Source organism: Klebsiella sp. 141240, assembly GCF_050600805.1.
Lineage (GTDB): Bacteria > Pseudomonadota > Gammaproteobacteria > Enterobacterales > Enterobacteriaceae > Klebsiella > Klebsiella aerogenes.
In genome coordinates, this window is sequence record NZ_JAQIRK010000001.1 from 186,188 (window position 1) to 202,360 (window position 16,173).

Sequence of the window (16,173 nt, forward strand, 5' to 3'; positions counted from 1 at the left end):
ACCTTCTGCGCAAAGAACCATCAATAGATGCCGTTATAGTAGAGAATTGTTATCAAAAAATTTCGCAATTGTTTAAAAAAAGTGAGGCGGTTCACAAAGTTCGCCGTCACGACTCGCGGCCTTGCCCTTCAAGGTGTTGGCGCAGCCAGCTGCCCGCTTCCCCCAGCGGTGCCCGCTTATTCCACAGGAGATCCACCGAGATCGACCGCGGCCAGCCGGCGATATTCAACGCTTTAAGCTTGCCGCTACCGGCGAACTCTTCCACTAGCGCGCAGGGCAAAATACACCAGCCAAAGCCCTGCACCGCCATACTCAGCAGCAGTAAATAGTTGGGCGCCGACCATACCTGGCCGCGAGAGGGATCCGGCGCGCTCTCAAGATAAGTGCTGAGACGCAGTTCACGCCAGCCGTGCAGATCATCCCAGAAAACCCGTTCCTGACCGGCCAGCGGATGCCCCGGCGCAACATAAATCCCCATTGCCGTTTGCAACGGTAAGCGCATGCTGCCGATCTCCATCGGATAGCTGTCCCTGGCTTCGATAAGCCCCACCTGCGCGCGCTCTTTTTGCAGCAGATCCACCACGTCTTCATCTTCGCCAATCAGACATTCAAACTCGGTATGCGGAAAACGCCGATCGAACTGTTCCAGCAAATTCTCCAGTACATCCGGGTGCAGAGTGTCCGACAAAACGAAGGTCAATCGCGGTTCAGTATTGCCAGATAAGGAGCGGGCAAGCTCATCCAGCCGCGAACTGGCGGCCAGTATTGCTTTCACATAGCCCAACACCTGCTCGCCCTGAGCGGTCAGCGTCGGCTGGCGAGTGGAACGATCGAACAGCACCACCCCAAGGTCGGTTTCAAGATTCGAAATCGCGGTACTGATGGTGGACTGGCTTTTACGCATCCGCCGGGCGGCGGCGGAGAACGAACCGCTGGCAGCGGCTTCTACAAAGGCGGTGAGAGCTTCGGGAGAATAATGCATAACCTATCTATTTTATCGATGGAATCTATCTTTTGTTTATCACATTTTTCCATAAAATGCCGGGTAAATCTGGATGACAGAACTAACACGAGGTATCCCAAAATGAAAACCAATAACCTGCAACGTAAGACGCTACTGGAACGCGTACTCCACGCGGCGAGCTTTGAAGGCCTCGCCACGTTAATTCTGGCCCCGACCGCGGCCTGGTTAATGCAGCGATCGGTGGTCGAAATGGGCGGCTTGGCCATTTTGCTCGCCACCATGGCGATGGTCTGGAACCTGATCTATAACGCCGCCTTCGACCGTCTGTGGCCGGTTTCACGACTGGCGCGTACGTTGTGGGTGCGCGCGCTGCACGCCATCGGCTTTGAGTGCGGCTTTATCATCATCGGCGTCACCGTCGTCGCGCTGGTACTCGGCGTGTCGCTGGTGCAGGCATTTATGCTGGAAATCGGCTTTATGCTGTTCTTCCTGCCCTACACCATGTTCTTTAACTGGGCGTGGGATACGCTGCGCATGCGCGTCCTGAAGTATCGCCAGCCGCAGAGTCTGCCGAATAATTAACGTTCTCGATCGCGCGGATCGCCTAACCCTTTGGCGATCCGCAGGTTTATTTATCGCCGAAAACTATCACCGCAAACGATTCATAAATGTGGTAAATTGCACTCCTTTTTTTGGGTTATACGGTTGATAAATTCGCATAATGTCTAAAATTTGGTCTAAAGAAGAAACTCTATGGAGTTTTGCTCTATATGGCACTGCCGTAGGCGCCGGCACCCTATTCCTGCCGATTCAACTCGGTTCGGCCGGCGCCATCGTGCTGTTCCTTACCGCTTTGGTTGCCTGGCCGTTAACCTACTGGCCGCACAGAGCGCTGTGTCAATTCATCCTGTCGGCAAAAGTGGCGGCCGGTGAAGGGATCACCGGCGCGGTCAATCATTACTACGGCAAAAAAGTCGGCAATCTGATCACCAGCCTGTACTTTCTCGCCTTCTTCGTGGTGATCCTGATCTATGCCGTGGCAATCACTAATTCGCTGGCTGAACAACTGGCGAGACACGTGGCGATGACCCCTGGGGTACGCGCTCTGCTGAGCCTCGCCGTGGTGCTGGTACTGAATCTGATCTTCCTGATGGGGCGCCATATGACCATCAAAGTGATGGGATTCCTCGTCTTCCCGCTGATTGGCTGTTTCCTGTTCCTCTCCATCTACCTGATTGGCAGCTGGCAACCGGAACACCTCACCAGTCAGATGCAGCTGAACGCAAAGACCTGGCACCAAATCTGGATCTCAATTCCCGTGATGGTTTTCGCTTTTAGCCATACGCCGATTATTTCGACCTTCGCTATCGATCAGCAGGAGAAATATGGTGAGCTGGCCATGGGTAAATGCAAAAAAATCATGAAGGTGGCCTACACCATCATCTGCGCCAGCGTGCTGTTTTTTGTCTTCAGTTGCCTGCTGTCCATTCCGCTGCCGTACATCGAAGCCGCGCGTAATGAAGGGGTGACGATTCTCTCTGCGCTCTCCATGGCGCCGGGCGCGCCGGGCTGGCTTGCAGTGACCGGCATTATCGTCGCGGTGGTCGCGATGTCGAAATCGTTCCTCGGCACCTATTTTGGGGTGATCGAAGGCGCCAGCGAGATCGTTAAAACGTCTCTCGGCCAGCTCGGCATTCGCAAGAGCCGCGCCTTTAACCGCGCCATGTCGATTATGCTGGTCTCGGCGCTGACTTTCATCGTCTGCTTTATCAATCCGAACGCCATCTCGATGATTTACGCCATCAGCGGCCCGCTTATCGCCATGATTCTGTTCATCATGCCGACGCTGTCGACCTACATTATCCCGGCGCTCAAGCCCTATCGTTCACTGGGTAATCTCATAACCTTGATCGTCGGGCTGCTCTGCGTCTCGGTGATGTTCTTCAGTTAAATCGCTCTCGCGGCGACGCCTTCAGCGTCGCCGCACGTTCTGCCAACATTCTCGCCCATTACCTCTCCCTGACGGGATTACACTTACTCCTTGCCTATCATCGGAGGGAGTCATTATGTCCAACGTAACATTATCCGGGGTCGCAATCTTAGGCGACCGTCAGGTTTATCGGCTTGGATACGGCGCCATGCAGCTCGCCGGCCCCGGCGTATTTGGCCCGCCAAAAGATCCCGACGCCGCCATTCGCGTTCTGCAAGAAGCCGTCGCCGCCGGGGTGAATCATATCGATACCTCCGATTTCTACGGCCCGCATATCACCAATCAGCTAATTCGCCAGGCGCTGCATCCCTATGACGATGATTTGTGTATCGTCACCAAGGTCAGCGCCCGCCGCGATGAGAAAGGCAACTGGCTACCGGCGATGTCGCCGGCGGAACTCACCCAGGCCGTCGAAGATAACCTGCGTAACCTCGGCCTGGAGAGGCTGGAGGTGGTTAATTTGCGCAGCATGCTCGGCACCCACGGCCCGGTGGAAGGTTCGTTGGAGGAACCGCTAACGACCTTACTGGAACTAAAAGCCCGCGGTCTGATTCGTCACATCGGTCTGAGTAACGTCACCGCCAGACAGGTTGCCGATGCGCAGAAGCTGACGCCCATCGTCTGCGTACAAAACCAATACAACATCGCTAACCGCGGTGACGACGCGTTAATCGACGCGCTGGCGCAGCAAAACATCGCCTACGTGCCGTTCTTCCCGCTGGGTGGTTTTACGCCGCTACAGGCGCAGGAGCTTAACGAGGTTGCCGCCGGGCTCAACGCCACGCCGATGCAGGTGGCGCTGGCGTGGTTACTGCAGCGCTCGCCGAATATTTTGCTGATTCCGGGCACCTCATCGGTGGCGCATTTAAGGGAAAATCTCGCCGCCGCGACGATTTCTCTGCCCGCCGAGGCGCTGGCGACGCTGGATAGCATCACCCGCTGATGGCGTCAACTCCCCCCTTTACGGCGTTTGTCGTAAAGGGTTATCCCCTTAATATTAAGCTGGAATTAGGCCATCTCTGCTGGCACTATATATCCTACAAATCGGGTTTTGCTGATTCCTTATCCGGGCAATAACCTTATAAATTGCATTGAGTTACGTTATTTCTTAGGCCTCCTAATTGGGAGGCTGTTGTCGTTTGTATTGTTCCATGGTTTTTGTTAACACTCTTGATTACAGGAAAAAACAATATCGGCTTCGACGTTTATACAAATCAATTTGGCCACAAAGATAGTCAATATCATCGAACGTTCACAAAAACATCTGGTTAACATAATCAGTATGTCGCTATTGCTGTAAAAAAAATTAACTATGCACAGTAACGATTCAACAAGGATTACCCATGATAGAGGGAACGATAAAAACCAGTAAGTATGAAATCATTGCTATTTTCAGAGAGGAACAGAGAAAGCAAACAGAGATAGAAATTTTCTTTAATAACAAAAGCATCAGTACTCAGATTGCGCGTGTCGATTTTGCCGAATTCCATATCCGCAGCGAGAGCAAAATCCCGGCGGGGAATAAATTCAAATTTATTCTGCATAGCGATTCAGGAAAGATCGAGTTCACCTCCCAGCGGCAGAAGAATTCCGCTGGCGGCGCGGAGAATAGCAATAAGGTGGCATTTGCGTTACCAGAATGCATCCAGGTTGTACAAAGACGACGAGATCCCAGATTTCGTTTGCGCGATGAGAATGATTTCTTTTGTCATGGCCGCCACAAAAATGGCGAAAACTATGCTTTTGATATCAAAGATATTTCTGATGGCGGCTGCGCGCTGATTGCGCAAAGTCCAAACCTGAAATTCCTTGCCAACAACTCAACGTTGAAAAACGCCATTCTGTCTCTGGCGGAATATGGCGAAATCACCGTTGATCTGGTTATCAAGAACGTGGCGATGGTCACGCTGGATAGCGAAGAGAAGAATCAGGAAAACTACTATCAGATTTCCTGTCAGTTTAAGTTCCGCCGCAGCGACGACAGGAAGAAAATAGAAAAAACGCTGATCGATTTGATTCTGGAAGCCAAGCGGAAGAAGAGAGTTTAATGCCCTTGAACAATATCTTGCTGTACACCGACGACAATATCATTGGCCAATCTATTCACGATTATCTGAGCGATATTCACCAGGATATCACCCAGGCCAGTTATCAGGACATCGTACAAGGGGGCGTCGCGCCCCTGGCTGAGACGGTGATCCTCAATATGATCCACAAGGATATATCCGCTGCCGATACGGTCGTATTACTCAACAAGCTGCGCTTTCATTTCTCGCGCTGTACATTGTTGGTATTGATGGTAAAAAGCGATATCGCCAATCTGTGCCGGGAATTAATAGATCTGGAAAACCTGTTAATCCTGACGGAAAAATCTTCCTTAGACGCATTTTCGGCAATTACCAGAACGCAGGATGAAAACCCGCAGTCCCGGTATTTGCGCACGCAGCGAAAGCTGACGGCCAGAGAGCTGCAGGTACTGGAACTTATTATCGCCTGCAATAACAATAAGCGAATTGCCTCGCTGCTGAATATCGACCATAAGACGGTGCACAGCCATCGCATTCACATCATGAAAAAGTTGGGAATGAATAGCTCGCAGGTGATGCATAAGCAAATCGTCAATATGAATCACTGCTGAACGGGCATACCGCTGCCGGGTCTACAGCGCCAAACCAAAGTGTTGACGCAGCGCCCGCTTACCGGGCTCGCTAATTGTCACTTCTCGGTAGCCGGGCACCAGCATGAACCAACCTTTTTGCACGCCCCACTGCAACAAGGCAGCGCCCGCGGCACCACCAAGATGAAAACGGCGCTCGCTCCAGTCGAGGCAGGCGCAGCAGGCTTTGCGGCGGGAGCCGCCATCGCACGCAATACCTAAGCGGGCGAAATGCGCCTCCCCCGTCGCGGTAAGCGCTGCGCCATTAGCCGTGAGCCACGCTTGCTGTTGCAGAAAATCATAGATGGCGACGGCCACCTCACCCGCCAGATGATCGTAGCAGGTACGCGCCATACGCAGCGTCCCCGGCGTCCGTGTGGCCAGCGGCACCGCGCTTTTTCCGGCCATCGTCATCATATTTTCCAGCAATCCGGCGACATCACCACCCGCCAGGCGATAATAGCGATGCCGCCCTTGCGCCAGGCAGATCAGTAAGCGACTGCTGACTAACCGGCTAAGATGCGCGCTGGCGGTCGACGGCGAAATGTCCGCCGCGACGGAGAGCTCAGTCGCTGTCCATGCCCGGCCATCCATTAGCGCGCAGAGTATTTTCACTCGTGAAGGGTCAGCCATCGCCGAAGCAACCGCCGCCATCGCCACGGCCAGCGCTTCGTCATCATTAATCACAACCGCAGGTTGCAGCATAACGCCTCCGCTTAATGTCGGTTACGCAGAGCGCGGACTCTGCATCTGATATTCACGCAGCACCTGCGCCACGCGAATCTGATAATCAGCAAAAATAGACTCCCGCCCTTCCCGCTGCGCCGCCTGATGACAAATATTGCGCTTCCAGTCCGCCACCGCCTGCTCATCCCGCCACCAGGACAGCGACAATATCTTCCCCGGCGCACTGAGGCTTTGAAAACGCTCAATGGCGATAAAGCCGTCGATAGTCTCCAGCAGCGGTTTCAGCTGTGCCGCCAGCGCAAGGTATCGTTCCTGCTGCGCTGGCGTGACCTGTGCTTCAAAGAGTACCGCAATCATGGTTTTTTCCTCCAGTAACGAATGAAGCAGCACTGTAGCGCGCCGATGGCTAGCAATGCTTCGCCAGCGGGCGAAGTATCACCGTTACAGAAAGCCAAAAAACCACCAAACCATTCACACAATGAATGCCAAGCAAAATTCTGGCGAGGCTTAAACGCGGGTCAACGGAAATTAGCATTATCGAAGATGAGATATAACATTCTGTTTTTAAAGTTTTTTTCAATAAAAATTCCATTTGCAGTCATGCAACCGTCACAAAAATGTGATCTAAATCGCACTTTTTGCAACGTACGTTATAGTTAGCAGACTTATTATAAACCCATCGAAAGCACAACGCTTTCCACCATAAAAGTTAAAAGGATAAACACCATGAAAAACGTAAAATTACTTGCTGCTGCTGGTATGCTGTCTCTGGTTTCTTTCGCAAGCTTTGCGGCTCACCCGGTAAGCGTGACCTCTGATACCCTGGACAACGCAGAAGCAAAAATCGCTGCTATCGCTAAAGATCAGGGCGCCTCTTACCACATTACCGAAGCCTATACCGGTAATCAGGTACACATGACGGCGGAACTGTCTAAATAACCGAATGGTCGCAGAGGGAGCTGCCGGACAGGTCGTCTGAGGACGGCTGGTCTGGCTCCCGCCACGTAAAAAAATACGGCAATGTCGAGCCCCTTCATGGGGCTTTTTCACGTCAACGTTTCGCCAGCGCGCGCTGAATAGAGAGCACACTCGCCAGCACCACAATCAGCCCCGCCAACGCCATTCCCTCAATTCTCTGACCGAGAAAAATCCATCCCAGCAGTACCGCCGTCACCGGACTTAGCAGGCTCATTGCCGATACCGCCACCGGCGACAATCGACTGATACCGCGAAACCATAAGCCATACGCCAGCATCGCCCCGGCTACGCACAGCCAGACATAACCCGCGGCCTGTAATAGGGTAACGTTATGCAGCGGCGGGTCCACCAGCAGCGCGATAGGCAGTAAAACGATCCCGCCAATCAGCAATTGCCAGCCGGTCATCGCCACGACCGGCAACGATAGCGCCCAGCGCCGCGACAGCCAGGTGCCCAGCGCCATACTAACGGCGCCAAGAAAGGCGGCGCCGATACCTAACGAATCCAGCACCGTGCGCGGAGAAAGCAGCAACATCGCCATACCGATGATCCCGGCGCAGGCGGAAACCACCGCCAGCCACGGCGAACGCTGGCGATCCACGCACCAGGCCAGCAGCATCACCAGCAGCGGCTGAATCGCGCCGATCACCGCCGCCAACCCGCCGGGAAGACGATAAGCGGCGATAAACAGTAACGCCTGAAAGGCGCCGATATTTAATATTCCGGTGATGATCAGCTTCCACCACTCACCACGCTGAGGAAACTGACGGCTCCACAGTAACAACGCAATTCCGGCAGGTAACACCCGCAACAGCGCGGCGATAAAAGGACGGTCCGGCGGTAGGAACTGCGAAGTAACGATATAGGTGGTCCCCCAGATAGCGGGAGCCAGCGCGGTCAGCAGCAGATCGACCGCCAGATGACGAGTAAAAAAGGCCATGATTTTATCTTCATATCAAGTTAAATTGTGTAGCAAGTATGTATCGATAAATATCTTGATATCAAGATAAGTGAGCACGCATGGACAAATTACCGCCAACGGATGCCGTTGACCGCATTCTCGCCCAATGGCAGCGCGAGCGCCCGGATCTGGATTGCAGCCCGATGGGGCCAATCGGCCGCCTGAAACGCTGCGCCATGCTGCTGGAGCCGCGCGTTGAGACGGCTTTCATCAAACATTCTCTGGTACGCTGGGAGTTCGACATGCTGGCGACGCTGCGCCGCGCCGGCGAGCCATTCGTGCTGTCGCCGACCCAGCTCTTTTCGACACTGATGATTACCTCCGGCACGATGACTCATCGCCTCAAGGCGCTGGAAAAACGAGGGTTGATTACCCGCTTAGCAAATCCTCAGGATGCCCGCAGCATGCTGGTAGCGTTAACGCCAGAGGGACGAGCGCTGATCGATGAGGCGGTTGCCACCCACGTGGCGAATGAGCAACAACTGCTGGCGGGGCTTTCCGTCCCCCAACGCCAGCAGTTAGACGAGGCGCTGCGGGTATTGATGCGCCTGCTGGAAAACGACTAACATCCGGCGGCAATAAAATCGCCGTTGGCGCTGACCGGGATGACAGTTAGAAACAGCACTGTAGCAAACAAGAGGAGCAGCACGCCGCCGATCATTTTCACCAACGGCACCAGCCAGCGTAGCTGACGGCTATCGGCGATGAACAAGTTGATCGCCCGATTGCGCGCATAGCGTACCACCAGCGACAATCCGAGGATTGAAAGCGCGGTGCCTAATGCCATGGTCATCACCGCGGCAATGCCCCAACTGACAATTCCCAGCGCATTAGCAAACATCAGGATCATGATTGCTCCGCTACAGGGACGCGCGCCAATCGCCAGCACGACGCCAAGGCGAGTTTTCCAGTCGACGCCGTGTAATTCGCGCCCAACGCCATGATGGCCACAGCCGCACTGTGCATCATGCCCATGCAAAGACGTCACTGCGTTAATCGTCATTTTGCGCGGGCGCAGGCTTGCCAGCGCCCGGTAGATAACATATGCGCCAAAGGCGCCAATCATCAGGGCGCTAATTTTCTCCACGTACCAGCGGCTGGCGCTAAGGTCGCCAGAGGCCAGGTTCAGGCCAACCGCGAGGATAAAGACGAATAATATGGCGCTCACTCCCTGCATCAGGCTGCCAAGGAACGGGACAATCCGCGCTGCCGCCACGCTCTCCTGGTTGGTACTGAGGTACGTGGTGACGATGAATTTACCGTGCCCTGGTCCAATTGCGTGCAGCACGCCATAGAGAAATGCCCCAACCAGCAGCCAGACGCCGCCACTGTACTGGTTATCGTTGAGCTGCAACAGGTACATGACCAGGTAGCGATGCAGGGTAATTTGCATCGCCAGACACCACTGAATAAACACTCCCCAATGGGCATGCAGCGTCATGGCGGCCCATAGCAGCGCAACCCCCAGCACGCCCGCCAGCAGCAAGCGTGTTTCGCGGCTTAAATAACGTATGGCTAACATAATGTCGTCACCTTTTAGAGGTCTCGCATTGTGCCGAAGTCAGCTTAATCACCTCAGCATCGCAGGGCCTTATTACAGCGTATTGCGTTTTGCAATAACCGCCAAATACGCATACCATCTGCACATTCTATCGTCGTCAGGCAAGGAGATGCTTGTGGATAAGACTCACTCTTCGACCCCGCCAGAGAGCCACGAAAGCCGCTTTCATAAAGAAGAGTTTCCCTTCTTTTGGGTGGTTAACGTTTACGCCCGTTATACCCAATTAATGGAAATCGAGCTCAAAAAAATCGACATCGACCTTTCCCGCTTTCGCGTACTGATGCTGGTGCATCAGTACCACCGCGCCAGTATTTCGCGGATCACCGAATATGCCGTTAGTAAGATGCCAACGGTGACCAAAATTGTTGGCCGTCTGCGCGATGATGGCCTGCTCACGACCCACGTTAGCGTCAGCGATGGTCGGGTCACCGAAGCGGAACTTACCGCCGCCGGTGAAGCCAAAGTTGCCGAAGCCCGGGCGTTAGCGGAAACCGTGTTTGCTAAAGCCTTCAAGGGCATCACCCCAGCGCAGGAAAAAAAGATGAATCAGGTGCTGACGCTCATTCTGCATAATCTCGATGACTAATCCCCTGCAATAATAACCATTCTCTATAAATGGTTATTCTTTTTATTTTGCCCTCCCCTGCGTTTTTCGCACACTTTTTTATCATTTTTTTAACTTATATTTTTCATTTATTTTTGTGACGCCCCTCAAGAGATTAAAATTCAAACACAATTTTTTATCCATAAAAATCAATACATTAATAAAAATCATTGCCTTCATAGCGTCGTCTTATCATGAATTTCGATGTAAAAAACGGGTGACAAATTACTTGAAATTTCAAGTTTTACTGACAAGATTATCTCAAACGCCAGCGGGTCGTTTTTTAGTCATTTAGCGCGGTAATTATCACCCCTTACGGAGTTGTGAAACATGGTTACTGAACATCGTACAGAGACAGAAAACGCACAATCCGGGTTTATCTCGCGCTTTACCCTTGGCGACGGCGAGCTGACGTTTGCGGTCAAAGACAGCCTCGATATTGCCGGTTTCCCGACCCGCGCCGGCAGCCCGGTATTGCAGGATGCGCCGCCTGCCGTCCGCCATGCCGCCGTAGTCGCGGCGCTACTGGATAACGGCTGCCAGCTGCGCGGCAAAACGACCCTACACGAGCTGGCCTTTGGCGTTACCGGCATTAACCCGCATAGCGGTACGCCGCGTAATCCGCATTATCCGCAGTTAATCCCCGGCGGTTCGTCCAGCGGCTCTGCCGCCGTGGTCGCGGCCGGTGAAGTCGACTTCGCCGTCGGCACCGATACCGGCGGCTCGGTGCGAATGCCCGCGGCCTGCTGCGGCGTGGCTGGCCTGAAGCCGAGCTTTGGCCGTCTTAGCCGCGCTGGCGTCATGCCGACTGAAAGTTCGCTCGACTGCGTCGGCCTGTTCGCCCGCGATATCGCCACATTGCGTCAGGCGCTGGCAAAAGCGCTGGGGGAATCAGTGTCTCCTGCGCGCCGGGAAGCCCCCGCGATAAGCTATCTGGCGGGCATGGCAACGCCGGAAATTGAGCAACTGATCGTCTCACGTCTGCAGCAGGCGGGTCTGACATGGACTCGCGCTGAACTGCCGGGGTTCAACGAAGCGCATCAGGCCGGGCTTACGGTGATAAGCCAGGAAAACTGGCTGGCGTTTCACAACATTATCGACGCGCCGAATCTGGCGCCGGACGTCGCCCAGCGGATCCGCGCTGGCGCGGAGATCGGCCCTCAGCAGCGGCAGGCTGCGGAAAGCGTGCGTCAACAATTCAGCGCCGCGGTGGATGCGCAACTGGCGAAAACCCCGCTGATTCTGCTGCCGACCCTGCCAGAATGCCCGCCAACGCTGGAAGAAGCGGCGGATCCGCTCAAAGTGGTCAACCTGACTCGCCTGGTGCGCCCATTTAATTTAAGCGGTCATCCGGCCCTGAGCCTGCCGCTTGGCGAAGTTAATCATCGCCCGGTGGCTCTGCAATTAGTCGCCAATAAAAATAAAGAGTTCGATTTACTTAATTACGCTGAGTATTTGCTGGAAAAATTAAAATAATAAAACCGTACTTTCATTAACTGGAAGAGGCTAAATCGCATGTTAAACCCCTCTGCAACTTCGCGTGCGGAAAAGACCCTGCACGCCACGACAATAGAATTTGCCGAATTACTCGCGGATATTAAAAAACGCAGCGAGGAGTTCGAGCAGCAGAAATATATCTCGGCAGATATCATTTCCCGCTTTAAAAAGATTGGTGTTTATCGCGCGCTGGTGCCAAAACGCTACGGCGGCGATGAAATATCACCTGCGGAGTTTTGTCAGTTAATTGAAACGCTCTCAACGGCGGACGGATCTGCCGGCTGGGTGGCGAGCTTCGGCATGAATCCGTTTTATCTTGGCGGCCTGCCGCCGAGCAGTCTCGATGAGCTTTACCGCCACGGGCCGGATATTGTCTTTGCCGGCGGGATCTTCCCGCCGCAAAAAGCGACGACTCAGGATGGCGGCTACCGCGTCAGCGGGCGCTGGAGCTTCGCCAGCGGCTGCAGCGGCGCCGAACTTATCGGCGTGGGCATTCTGACCGATGACGGCAGCGATCGTCCGCTGCCGCGCATCGCGGTGCTACCCGCCGGGGAGTTCACTATCGATCCGGTCTGGAATACGGTCGGCCTCTCCGGTACCGGCAGCCATGACGTAGTGCTGAATAATGCCTTCGTGCCGCAGGAGTGGACCTTTATTCGCGGCGGCGAACTTAACCTCGAAGGCCCTTTGTATCGCTACCCGGTACTGTCGCTGGCCACTCAGGTACTGTCGGTGGTCGCGCTGGGTATCGCCCGCGCGGCGTTATCGGAAATTTACGCCATTGCCGAACGCCAGAGCTCGGTCACCGGCGCGCCGTGCCTGGCGGATCGTCAATTCGCGCAGATGGAAATCGCCCACTGCGAAGCGGAACTGCGTTCGGCGCGCTGCTGGTTCTATGACGCCATCGACGACGTCTGGCAGGCGATTCTGCGCGGCGATGAACCGGGAGAAGAGCGGATTAACGCCATGCGCCTCTCTTCCACCCACATTACCCGAGTTTCTGCGTCGGTTACCACCCGCGCGCTGAAACTGGCCGGGATGCCGGGCATTTCAATGCGTAGCCCGCTGCAGCGCTATGCCCGCGACTCCATGGTCATCACCCAGCACGCCTTTATGGGCGAGCTGACCTACATCAACGCCGGCAATATGTTCTTCGGCCACTCGCCGCAGCCCGGCTATTTATAAGTCAACACGGAGCCGGCAATGAATGAAGAAATGCTGCAACGCCTGGAGAAGCTGGAAGCCGTAGTGCAGATCCGAAACGCCATCAGCCAGTATATGCATCTCTGTGATGACCTGACGCATCCGGATACCGCCCGGCAAATTGGCGCGCTATTTAGCGAAACGGCTATTTGGGAAGGTATCGGCGAATTATATCAACAAAAGCTCGGGCGCCATTGCGGCAGAGCGGCGATCGTCGGGATGATGAACGCTTATATTAGCGAACCGTCACACTTCGCCATTAACGTACATTATTTAACGGCCGAGCATATTTGCGTTGGCGAAAATAACCGCGCGGTTGGCCGCTGGAAAATGCTGCAGGCTTCGACGTTTCGCCGCGGCGGCTCGCATTTAAATAGCGCGGAGCTCGTCATTGAATTTATTAAACAAGATCAACAGTGGTTAATTCATCATTTTACCACCCGTAATTTATTTAGCCGCCCGGTAGCTGACTGGCATTCGCTCGCCGATTTACCGGTGCCTGATGGTCATTAAAAGAGATATGTGGAGAGTGACAATGTCTGAATGTATTCCGGTAAAAAATATCGATACCCGCCATACCGCCGAAACGCTGGCGGCACTGGTGCAAAGCGACCGGGTCCATACCTGTCTCTATACTTCCGAGGAAATTTTCGACCTCGAGATCGACAACATTTTTAACCGTACCTGGGTGTGGGTCGCCCACGAGAGCGAAATCCCTGACGCCGGCAGCTATAAATCCTCGATGGTGGGTACCCAGCCGGTAATCGTCGTACGCGATCGCAAAGGCAATATCAACGTGCTGCTCAACCGCTGCCGCCACCGCGCCGCCACCGTTTGCGAACATCGCAGCGGGAAAACGAACGGGTTTACCTGCCCGTATCACGGCTGGGGCTATGGCCTCGACGGCGCGCTGCGCGGGGTACCGCATCCAGAGAGCTACGGCGATACGCTGAACAAATCTGAGCTCGGCATGGTGCGCCTGCGCGTTGAAAGCTACGCCGGAATGATTTTCGCCAGCTTCAACCACGACATTGAACCGCTGACCGACTTCCTCGGCCCGGCGATGAAATGGATGGATTTGTTCATGAAACAGGGGGCTGGCTACGCGCTGCAGGCTACCACCGCGCACCGTTTTCGCTTTCCCGGCAACTGGAAAATCCAGCTGGAAAATACCACCGACGGCTATCACTTCCCTATCGTCCATAAGTCGTTTTTAAGCTCGGTCGATAAACAGACCGAAGAGATGCTCAACTTCGTCGACGGCAAAGGCTTCGTGGAAGATCTCGGCAACGGCCACAGCGTGATGGTGATGATCCCCGAGCTTATCGATCTGGAAGCCAATCTCGATGCGCCAATCCCGGAGCGCTTTAGCGAGCTGGCCCAGGCCCTGCGCGAGGAAGGCCACGACGAGCAGCAGGTGCGGCGCATCGTACGCGCGGTCGGCGGCAGCGGTTTTAACCTTAACCTGTTTCCCAATGTCGCCTGTTCAATGGCCTTCTTCCGCGTGCTGCAGCCGATATCGGTAAAAGAGACGGAAATTCATCACATGGTGCTGACCATGAAAGATGGCCCGGCGATCGCCAACCAGGCGCGCCTGCGGCTGCACGAACACTTCCAGGGTCCGATGGGCTTCGGTACCCCCGATGATTCAGAGGCCTGGGAGCGGGTGCAGCGCGGCGGCGGCGCGGGCGACGATCTGTGGATCATGCTCAATCGCGGCCTGCCCGGCGAAGTCCGCACCGCCGACGGCCTGCGCAGCGACGTCAGCGCCGAAACCGGCATGCGCGCCGCTTACCAACAATGGAAAAAGTACATGACCGCTGACAATCGGGGGCAATAATGAACACATCACCTATCCTCAACGCCGCCATTCAGTTTATTAACCTGGAAGCGGACCTGCTCGATCAAGGCGAATTTCGTGAATGGCTGGCGCTGTGGCGCACCGAGGGAATGTACATCATTCCCATCGACCAGCAGACCACCGATTTCGCCAACGTGCTCAACTACGCCTACGACAACCACGAGATGCGGGAAAAACGCGTGCAGCGTTTATACAGCGGCGAATCGATCTCCACCACCCCGCGCGCGCGCACTATCCGCATGAGCGGCCGTTATCGCCTGCTCGGCGTCAGCGATGAGGTCGTCGAAGTACGCTGCGCCCAATTCCTTTACGAGTATCGCAAGGGCAATGAACAGCACTACGCCGCTGACGTCACCTGGACGCTGGCGCCGGAGGGCGACAGTTTCCGCATCCTGCAAAAGGTCGTGCGCCTGATTAACGGCGACGATTACCTGCATAGCATTGGCTACATCCTGTGAGGACTTTATGACACGTAGCGTACTTATTACCGGCGCGGCCAACGGCCTCGGGCTGGTTATTAGCCGCCATCTCTGGCAACAGGGCTATCAGGTGGCGATGGCGGATCTCAACCTCGATGCGGTCACCCGTAGCGCTCAGGAGATCGATCCCAGCCAGCAGCGGCTGCTGCCGCTGGCGCTGGATATTCGCCAGCCGCAACAGTTCAGCGACGCGCTGGCGCAGATCCGCGCACGCTTCGGCGAACTCGACGTGCTGGTCAACAACGCCGCCTTAACCCTGACCACACCGATCATGGAGATCGACGTGGAGGAGTTCGATCGCGTCACCAGCACCAATCTGCGCGGTACCTTTGTCGGCTGCCAGACCATCGGCCGCTATTTCAGCCAGCGCCAGCGGGGCAGCATTATTAACCTCGCGTCGCTGGCCGGGCAAAACGGCGGCACCGCCTCCGGCGCCCACTATGCAGCCTCCAAGGGCGGCATTATTACGCTGACCAAAGTCTTCGCCCGCGCCCTGAGCAACGACGGGGTGAGCGTCAACGCGATTGCGCCGGGGCCGCTGGATCTTCCTTCCGTTCGCGCCGCGGTGCCGGAAGAGAAAATGCCGGCGCTGCTGGAGATGATCCCGATGAAGCGGCTTGGCGATCCGCTGCTGGTCGCCCGCGCGGTAGAACTGCTGGCGGCGCCCTCCGCCACCTTTATCACCGGCGCGACCTGGGACATCAACGGCGGCATTTATATGCGTTAAGCCCT

19 protein-coding genes are annotated in these 16,173 nt (G+C 55.2%); 14 read left to right on the forward strand and 5 right to left on the reverse strand.

Annotation, left to right across the window (positions count from 1 at the left end; genetic code table 11):
• Window positions 1–106: 106 nt before the first annotated feature.
• Window positions 107–982, reverse strand: a complete 876-nt coding sequence (locus PGQ95_RS00840; protein WP_087859688.1) for a LysR family transcriptional regulator — start codon at window positions 980–982, stop codon at window positions 107–109.
• 102 nt (window positions 983–1,084) lie between these two features.
• Between PGQ95_RS00840 and PGQ95_RS00845 the strand changes: the two genes are divergently transcribed.
• The 5 genes from PGQ95_RS00845 to PGQ95_RS00865 all read left to right on the forward strand — a co-directional run bounded on the left by PGQ95_RS00845 (window position 1,085) and on the right by PGQ95_RS00865 (window position 5,592).
• Window positions 1,085–1,546 (forward strand): multidrug/biocide efflux PACE transporter, encoded by a 462-nt coding sequence (locus tag PGQ95_RS00845; protein ID WP_430916716.1) that lies wholly within the window; start codon window positions 1,085–1,087, stop codon window positions 1,544–1,546.
• Window positions 1,547–1,685: 139 nt separating this feature from the next.
• Window positions 1,686–2,915, forward strand: a complete 1,230-nt coding sequence (locus PGQ95_RS00850; protein WP_087859690.1) for an amino acid permease — start codon at window positions 1,686–1,688, stop codon at window positions 2,913–2,915.
• Between the two features lie 115 nt (window positions 2,916–3,030).
• A complete protein-coding gene (locus PGQ95_RS00855) occupies window positions 3,031–3,897 on the forward strand; it encodes an aldo/keto reductase family oxidoreductase (protein ID WP_430916718.1) in 867 nt (288 codons plus the stop codon).
• Between the two features lie 400 nt (window positions 3,898–4,297).
• Window positions 4,298–5,002: a flagellar brake protein gene (locus tag PGQ95_RS00860; protein WP_045396640.1), complete on the forward strand. Its 705-nt coding sequence runs from the start codon at window positions 4,298–4,300 to the stop codon at window positions 5,000–5,002.
• Window positions 5,003–5,007: 5 nt separating this feature from the next.
• Window positions 5,008–5,592, forward strand: coding sequence for a helix-turn-helix transcriptional regulator (locus PGQ95_RS00865; RefSeq protein WP_045396712.1), 585 nt, complete (start codon window positions 5,008–5,010; stop codon window positions 5,590–5,592).
• Between the two features lie 21 nt (window positions 5,593–5,613).
• Here the strand turns inward: PGQ95_RS00865 and PGQ95_RS00870 are convergent, their stop codons facing one another.
• Together PGQ95_RS00870 and PGQ95_RS00875 are read right to left on the reverse strand one after the other, a co-directional pair.
• The gene (locus PGQ95_RS00870; RefSeq protein ID WP_113372974.1) at window positions 5,614–6,315 is read right to left on the reverse strand and encodes an ArsR/SmtB family transcription factor; all 702 of its coding nucleotides are present in this window, start codon (window positions 6,313–6,315) and stop codon (window positions 5,614–5,616) included.
• A gap of 21 nt (window positions 6,316–6,336) precedes the next feature.
• Window positions 6,337–6,654, reverse strand: a complete 318-nt coding sequence (locus PGQ95_RS00875) for an antibiotic biosynthesis monooxygenase family protein (protein WP_271032169.1) — start codon at window positions 6,652–6,654, stop codon at window positions 6,337–6,339.
• 369 nt (window positions 6,655–7,023) lie between these two features.
• Between PGQ95_RS00875 and PGQ95_RS00880 the strand changes: the two genes are divergently transcribed.
• Window positions 7,024–7,236 (forward strand): YdgH/BhsA/McbA-like domain containing protein, encoded by a 213-nt coding sequence (locus tag PGQ95_RS00880; RefSeq protein ID WP_015369896.1) that lies wholly within the window; start codon window positions 7,024–7,026, stop codon window positions 7,234–7,236.
• Between the two features lie 112 nt (window positions 7,237–7,348).
• Here PGQ95_RS00880 and PGQ95_RS00885 read toward each other — a convergent pair whose 3' ends face one another.
• Window positions 7,349–8,215 carry an EamA family transporter gene (locus tag PGQ95_RS00885; RefSeq protein WP_087859694.1) on the reverse strand — a complete coding sequence of 289 codons (867 nt, stop codon included), beginning with the start codon at window positions 8,213–8,215 and terminating at the stop codon, window positions 7,349–7,351.
• An 80-nt stretch (window positions 8,216–8,295) separates the two neighbouring features.
• Between PGQ95_RS00885 and PGQ95_RS00890 the strand changes: the two genes are divergently transcribed.
• Window positions 8,296–8,802, forward strand: coding sequence for a MarR family winged helix-turn-helix transcriptional regulator (locus PGQ95_RS00890; RefSeq protein WP_087859695.1), 507 nt, complete (start codon window positions 8,296–8,298; stop codon window positions 8,800–8,802).
• Here the strand turns inward: PGQ95_RS00890 and PGQ95_RS00895 are convergent.
• Complete coding sequence (locus PGQ95_RS00895) at window positions 8,799–9,758, reverse strand: nickel/cobalt transporter (protein WP_395226593.1); 960 nt, start codon at window positions 9,756–9,758, stop codon at window positions 8,799–8,801. The two genes, PGQ95_RS00890 and PGQ95_RS00895, sit on opposite strands and share 4 nt — an antisense overlap.
• A gap of 148 nt (window positions 9,759–9,906) precedes the next feature.
• On the opposite strand from PGQ95_RS00895, the gene PGQ95_RS00900 reads away from it, so the two are divergent.
• From PGQ95_RS00900 to PGQ95_RS00930, 7 genes are all read left to right on the forward strand, one after another.
• Entirely contained in the window at window positions 9,907–10,383 is a 477-nt protein-coding gene (locus PGQ95_RS00900; protein WP_430916721.1) for a MarR family winged helix-turn-helix transcriptional regulator, read from the forward strand.
• 348 nt (window positions 10,384–10,731) lie between these two features.
• The gene (locus PGQ95_RS00905) at window positions 10,732–11,877 is read left to right on the forward strand and encodes an amidase (RefSeq protein ID WP_271032166.1); all 1,146 of its coding nucleotides are present in this window, start codon (window positions 10,732–10,734) and stop codon (window positions 11,875–11,877) included.
• 39 nt (window positions 11,878–11,916) lie between these two features.
• On the forward strand, window positions 11,917–13,083 hold the full coding sequence (locus PGQ95_RS00910) for an acyl-CoA dehydrogenase family protein (protein ID WP_271032165.1): 1,167 nt from the start codon (window positions 11,917–11,919) through the stop codon (window positions 13,081–13,083).
• An 18-nt stretch (window positions 13,084–13,101) separates the two neighbouring features.
• Window positions 13,102–13,614 (forward strand): nuclear transport factor 2 family protein, encoded by a 513-nt coding sequence (locus PGQ95_RS00915; protein WP_047044174.1) that lies wholly within the window; start codon window positions 13,102–13,104, stop codon window positions 13,612–13,614.
• A gap of 22 nt (window positions 13,615–13,636) precedes the next feature.
• Window positions 13,637–14,941 (forward strand): aromatic ring-hydroxylating oxygenase subunit alpha, encoded by a 1,305-nt coding sequence (locus PGQ95_RS00920; RefSeq protein ID WP_047044172.1) that lies wholly within the window; start codon window positions 13,637–13,639, stop codon window positions 14,939–14,941.
• The gene (locus tag PGQ95_RS00925) at window positions 14,941–15,420 is read left to right on the forward strand and encodes an aromatic-ring-hydroxylating dioxygenase subunit beta (RefSeq protein WP_271032164.1); all 480 of its coding nucleotides are present in this window, start codon (window positions 14,941–14,943) and stop codon (window positions 15,418–15,420) included. The genes PGQ95_RS00920 and PGQ95_RS00925 overlap by 1 nt, the downstream gene beginning before the upstream one ends.
• Window positions 15,421–15,427: 7 nt before the next feature.
• The gene (locus tag PGQ95_RS00930; RefSeq protein WP_047044170.1) at window positions 15,428–16,168 is read left to right on the forward strand and encodes an SDR family NAD(P)-dependent oxidoreductase; all 741 of its coding nucleotides are present in this window, start codon (window positions 15,428–15,430) and stop codon (window positions 16,166–16,168) included.
• The last annotated feature ends 5 nt before the right edge of the window (window positions 16,169–16,173 follow it).

Coding starts and splice junctions, on each gene's coding strand:
- PGQ95_RS00840 (WP_087859688.1), bottom strand. CDS start 982: ATGCATTATTCTCCCGAAGCTCTCACCGCCTTTGTAGAAGCCGCTGCC.
- PGQ95_RS00845 (WP_430916716.1), top strand. CDS start 1,085: ATGAAAACCAATAACCTGCAACGTAAGACGCTACTGGAACGCGTACTC.
- PGQ95_RS00850 (WP_087859690.1), top strand. CDS start 1,686: ATGTCTAAAATTTGGTCTAAAGAAGAAACTCTATGGAGTTTTGCTCTA.
- PGQ95_RS00855 (WP_430916718.1), top strand. CDS start 3,031: ATGTCCAACGTAACATTATCCGGGGTCGCAATCTTAGGCGACCGTCAG.
- PGQ95_RS00860 (WP_045396640.1), top strand. CDS start 4,298: ATGATAGAGGGAACGATAAAAACCAGTAAGTATGAAATCATTGCTATT.
- PGQ95_RS00870 (WP_113372974.1), bottom strand. CDS start 6,315: ATGCTGCAACCTGCGGTTGTGATTAATGATGACGAAGCGCTGGCCGTG.
- PGQ95_RS00875 (WP_271032169.1), bottom strand. CDS start 6,654: ATGATTGCGGTACTCTTTGAAGCACAGGTCACGCCAGCGCAGCAGGAA.
- PGQ95_RS00880 (WP_015369896.1), top strand. CDS start 7,024: ATGAAAAACGTAAAATTACTTGCTGCTGCTGGTATGCTGTCTCTGGTT.
- PGQ95_RS00885 (WP_087859694.1), bottom strand. CDS start 8,215: ATGGCCTTTTTTACTCGTCATCTGGCGGTCGATCTGCTGCTGACCGCG.
- PGQ95_RS00890 (WP_087859695.1), top strand. CDS start 8,296: ATGGACAAATTACCGCCAACGGATGCCGTTGACCGCATTCTCGCCCAA.
- PGQ95_RS00895 (WP_395226593.1), bottom strand. CDS start 9,758: ATGTTAGCCATACGTTATTTAAGCCGCGAAACACGCTTGCTGCTGGCG.
- PGQ95_RS00900 (WP_430916721.1), top strand. CDS start 9,907: ATGCTTGTGGATAAGACTCACTCTTCGACCCCGCCAGAGAGCCACGAA.
- PGQ95_RS00905 (WP_271032166.1), top strand. CDS start 10,732: ATGGTTACTGAACATCGTACAGAGACAGAAAACGCACAATCCGGGTTT.
- PGQ95_RS00910 (WP_271032165.1), top strand. CDS start 11,917: ATGTTAAACCCCTCTGCAACTTCGCGTGCGGAAAAGACCCTGCACGCC.
- PGQ95_RS00915 (WP_047044174.1), top strand. CDS start 13,102: ATGAATGAAGAAATGCTGCAACGCCTGGAGAAGCTGGAAGCCGTAGTG.
- PGQ95_RS00920 (WP_047044172.1), top strand. CDS start 13,637: ATGTCTGAATGTATTCCGGTAAAAAATATCGATACCCGCCATACCGCC.
- PGQ95_RS00925 (WP_271032164.1), top strand. CDS start 14,941: ATGAACACATCACCTATCCTCAACGCCGCCATTCAGTTTATTAACCTG.
- PGQ95_RS00930 (WP_047044170.1), top strand. CDS start 15,428: ATGACACGTAGCGTACTTATTACCGGCGCGGCCAACGGCCTCGGGCTG.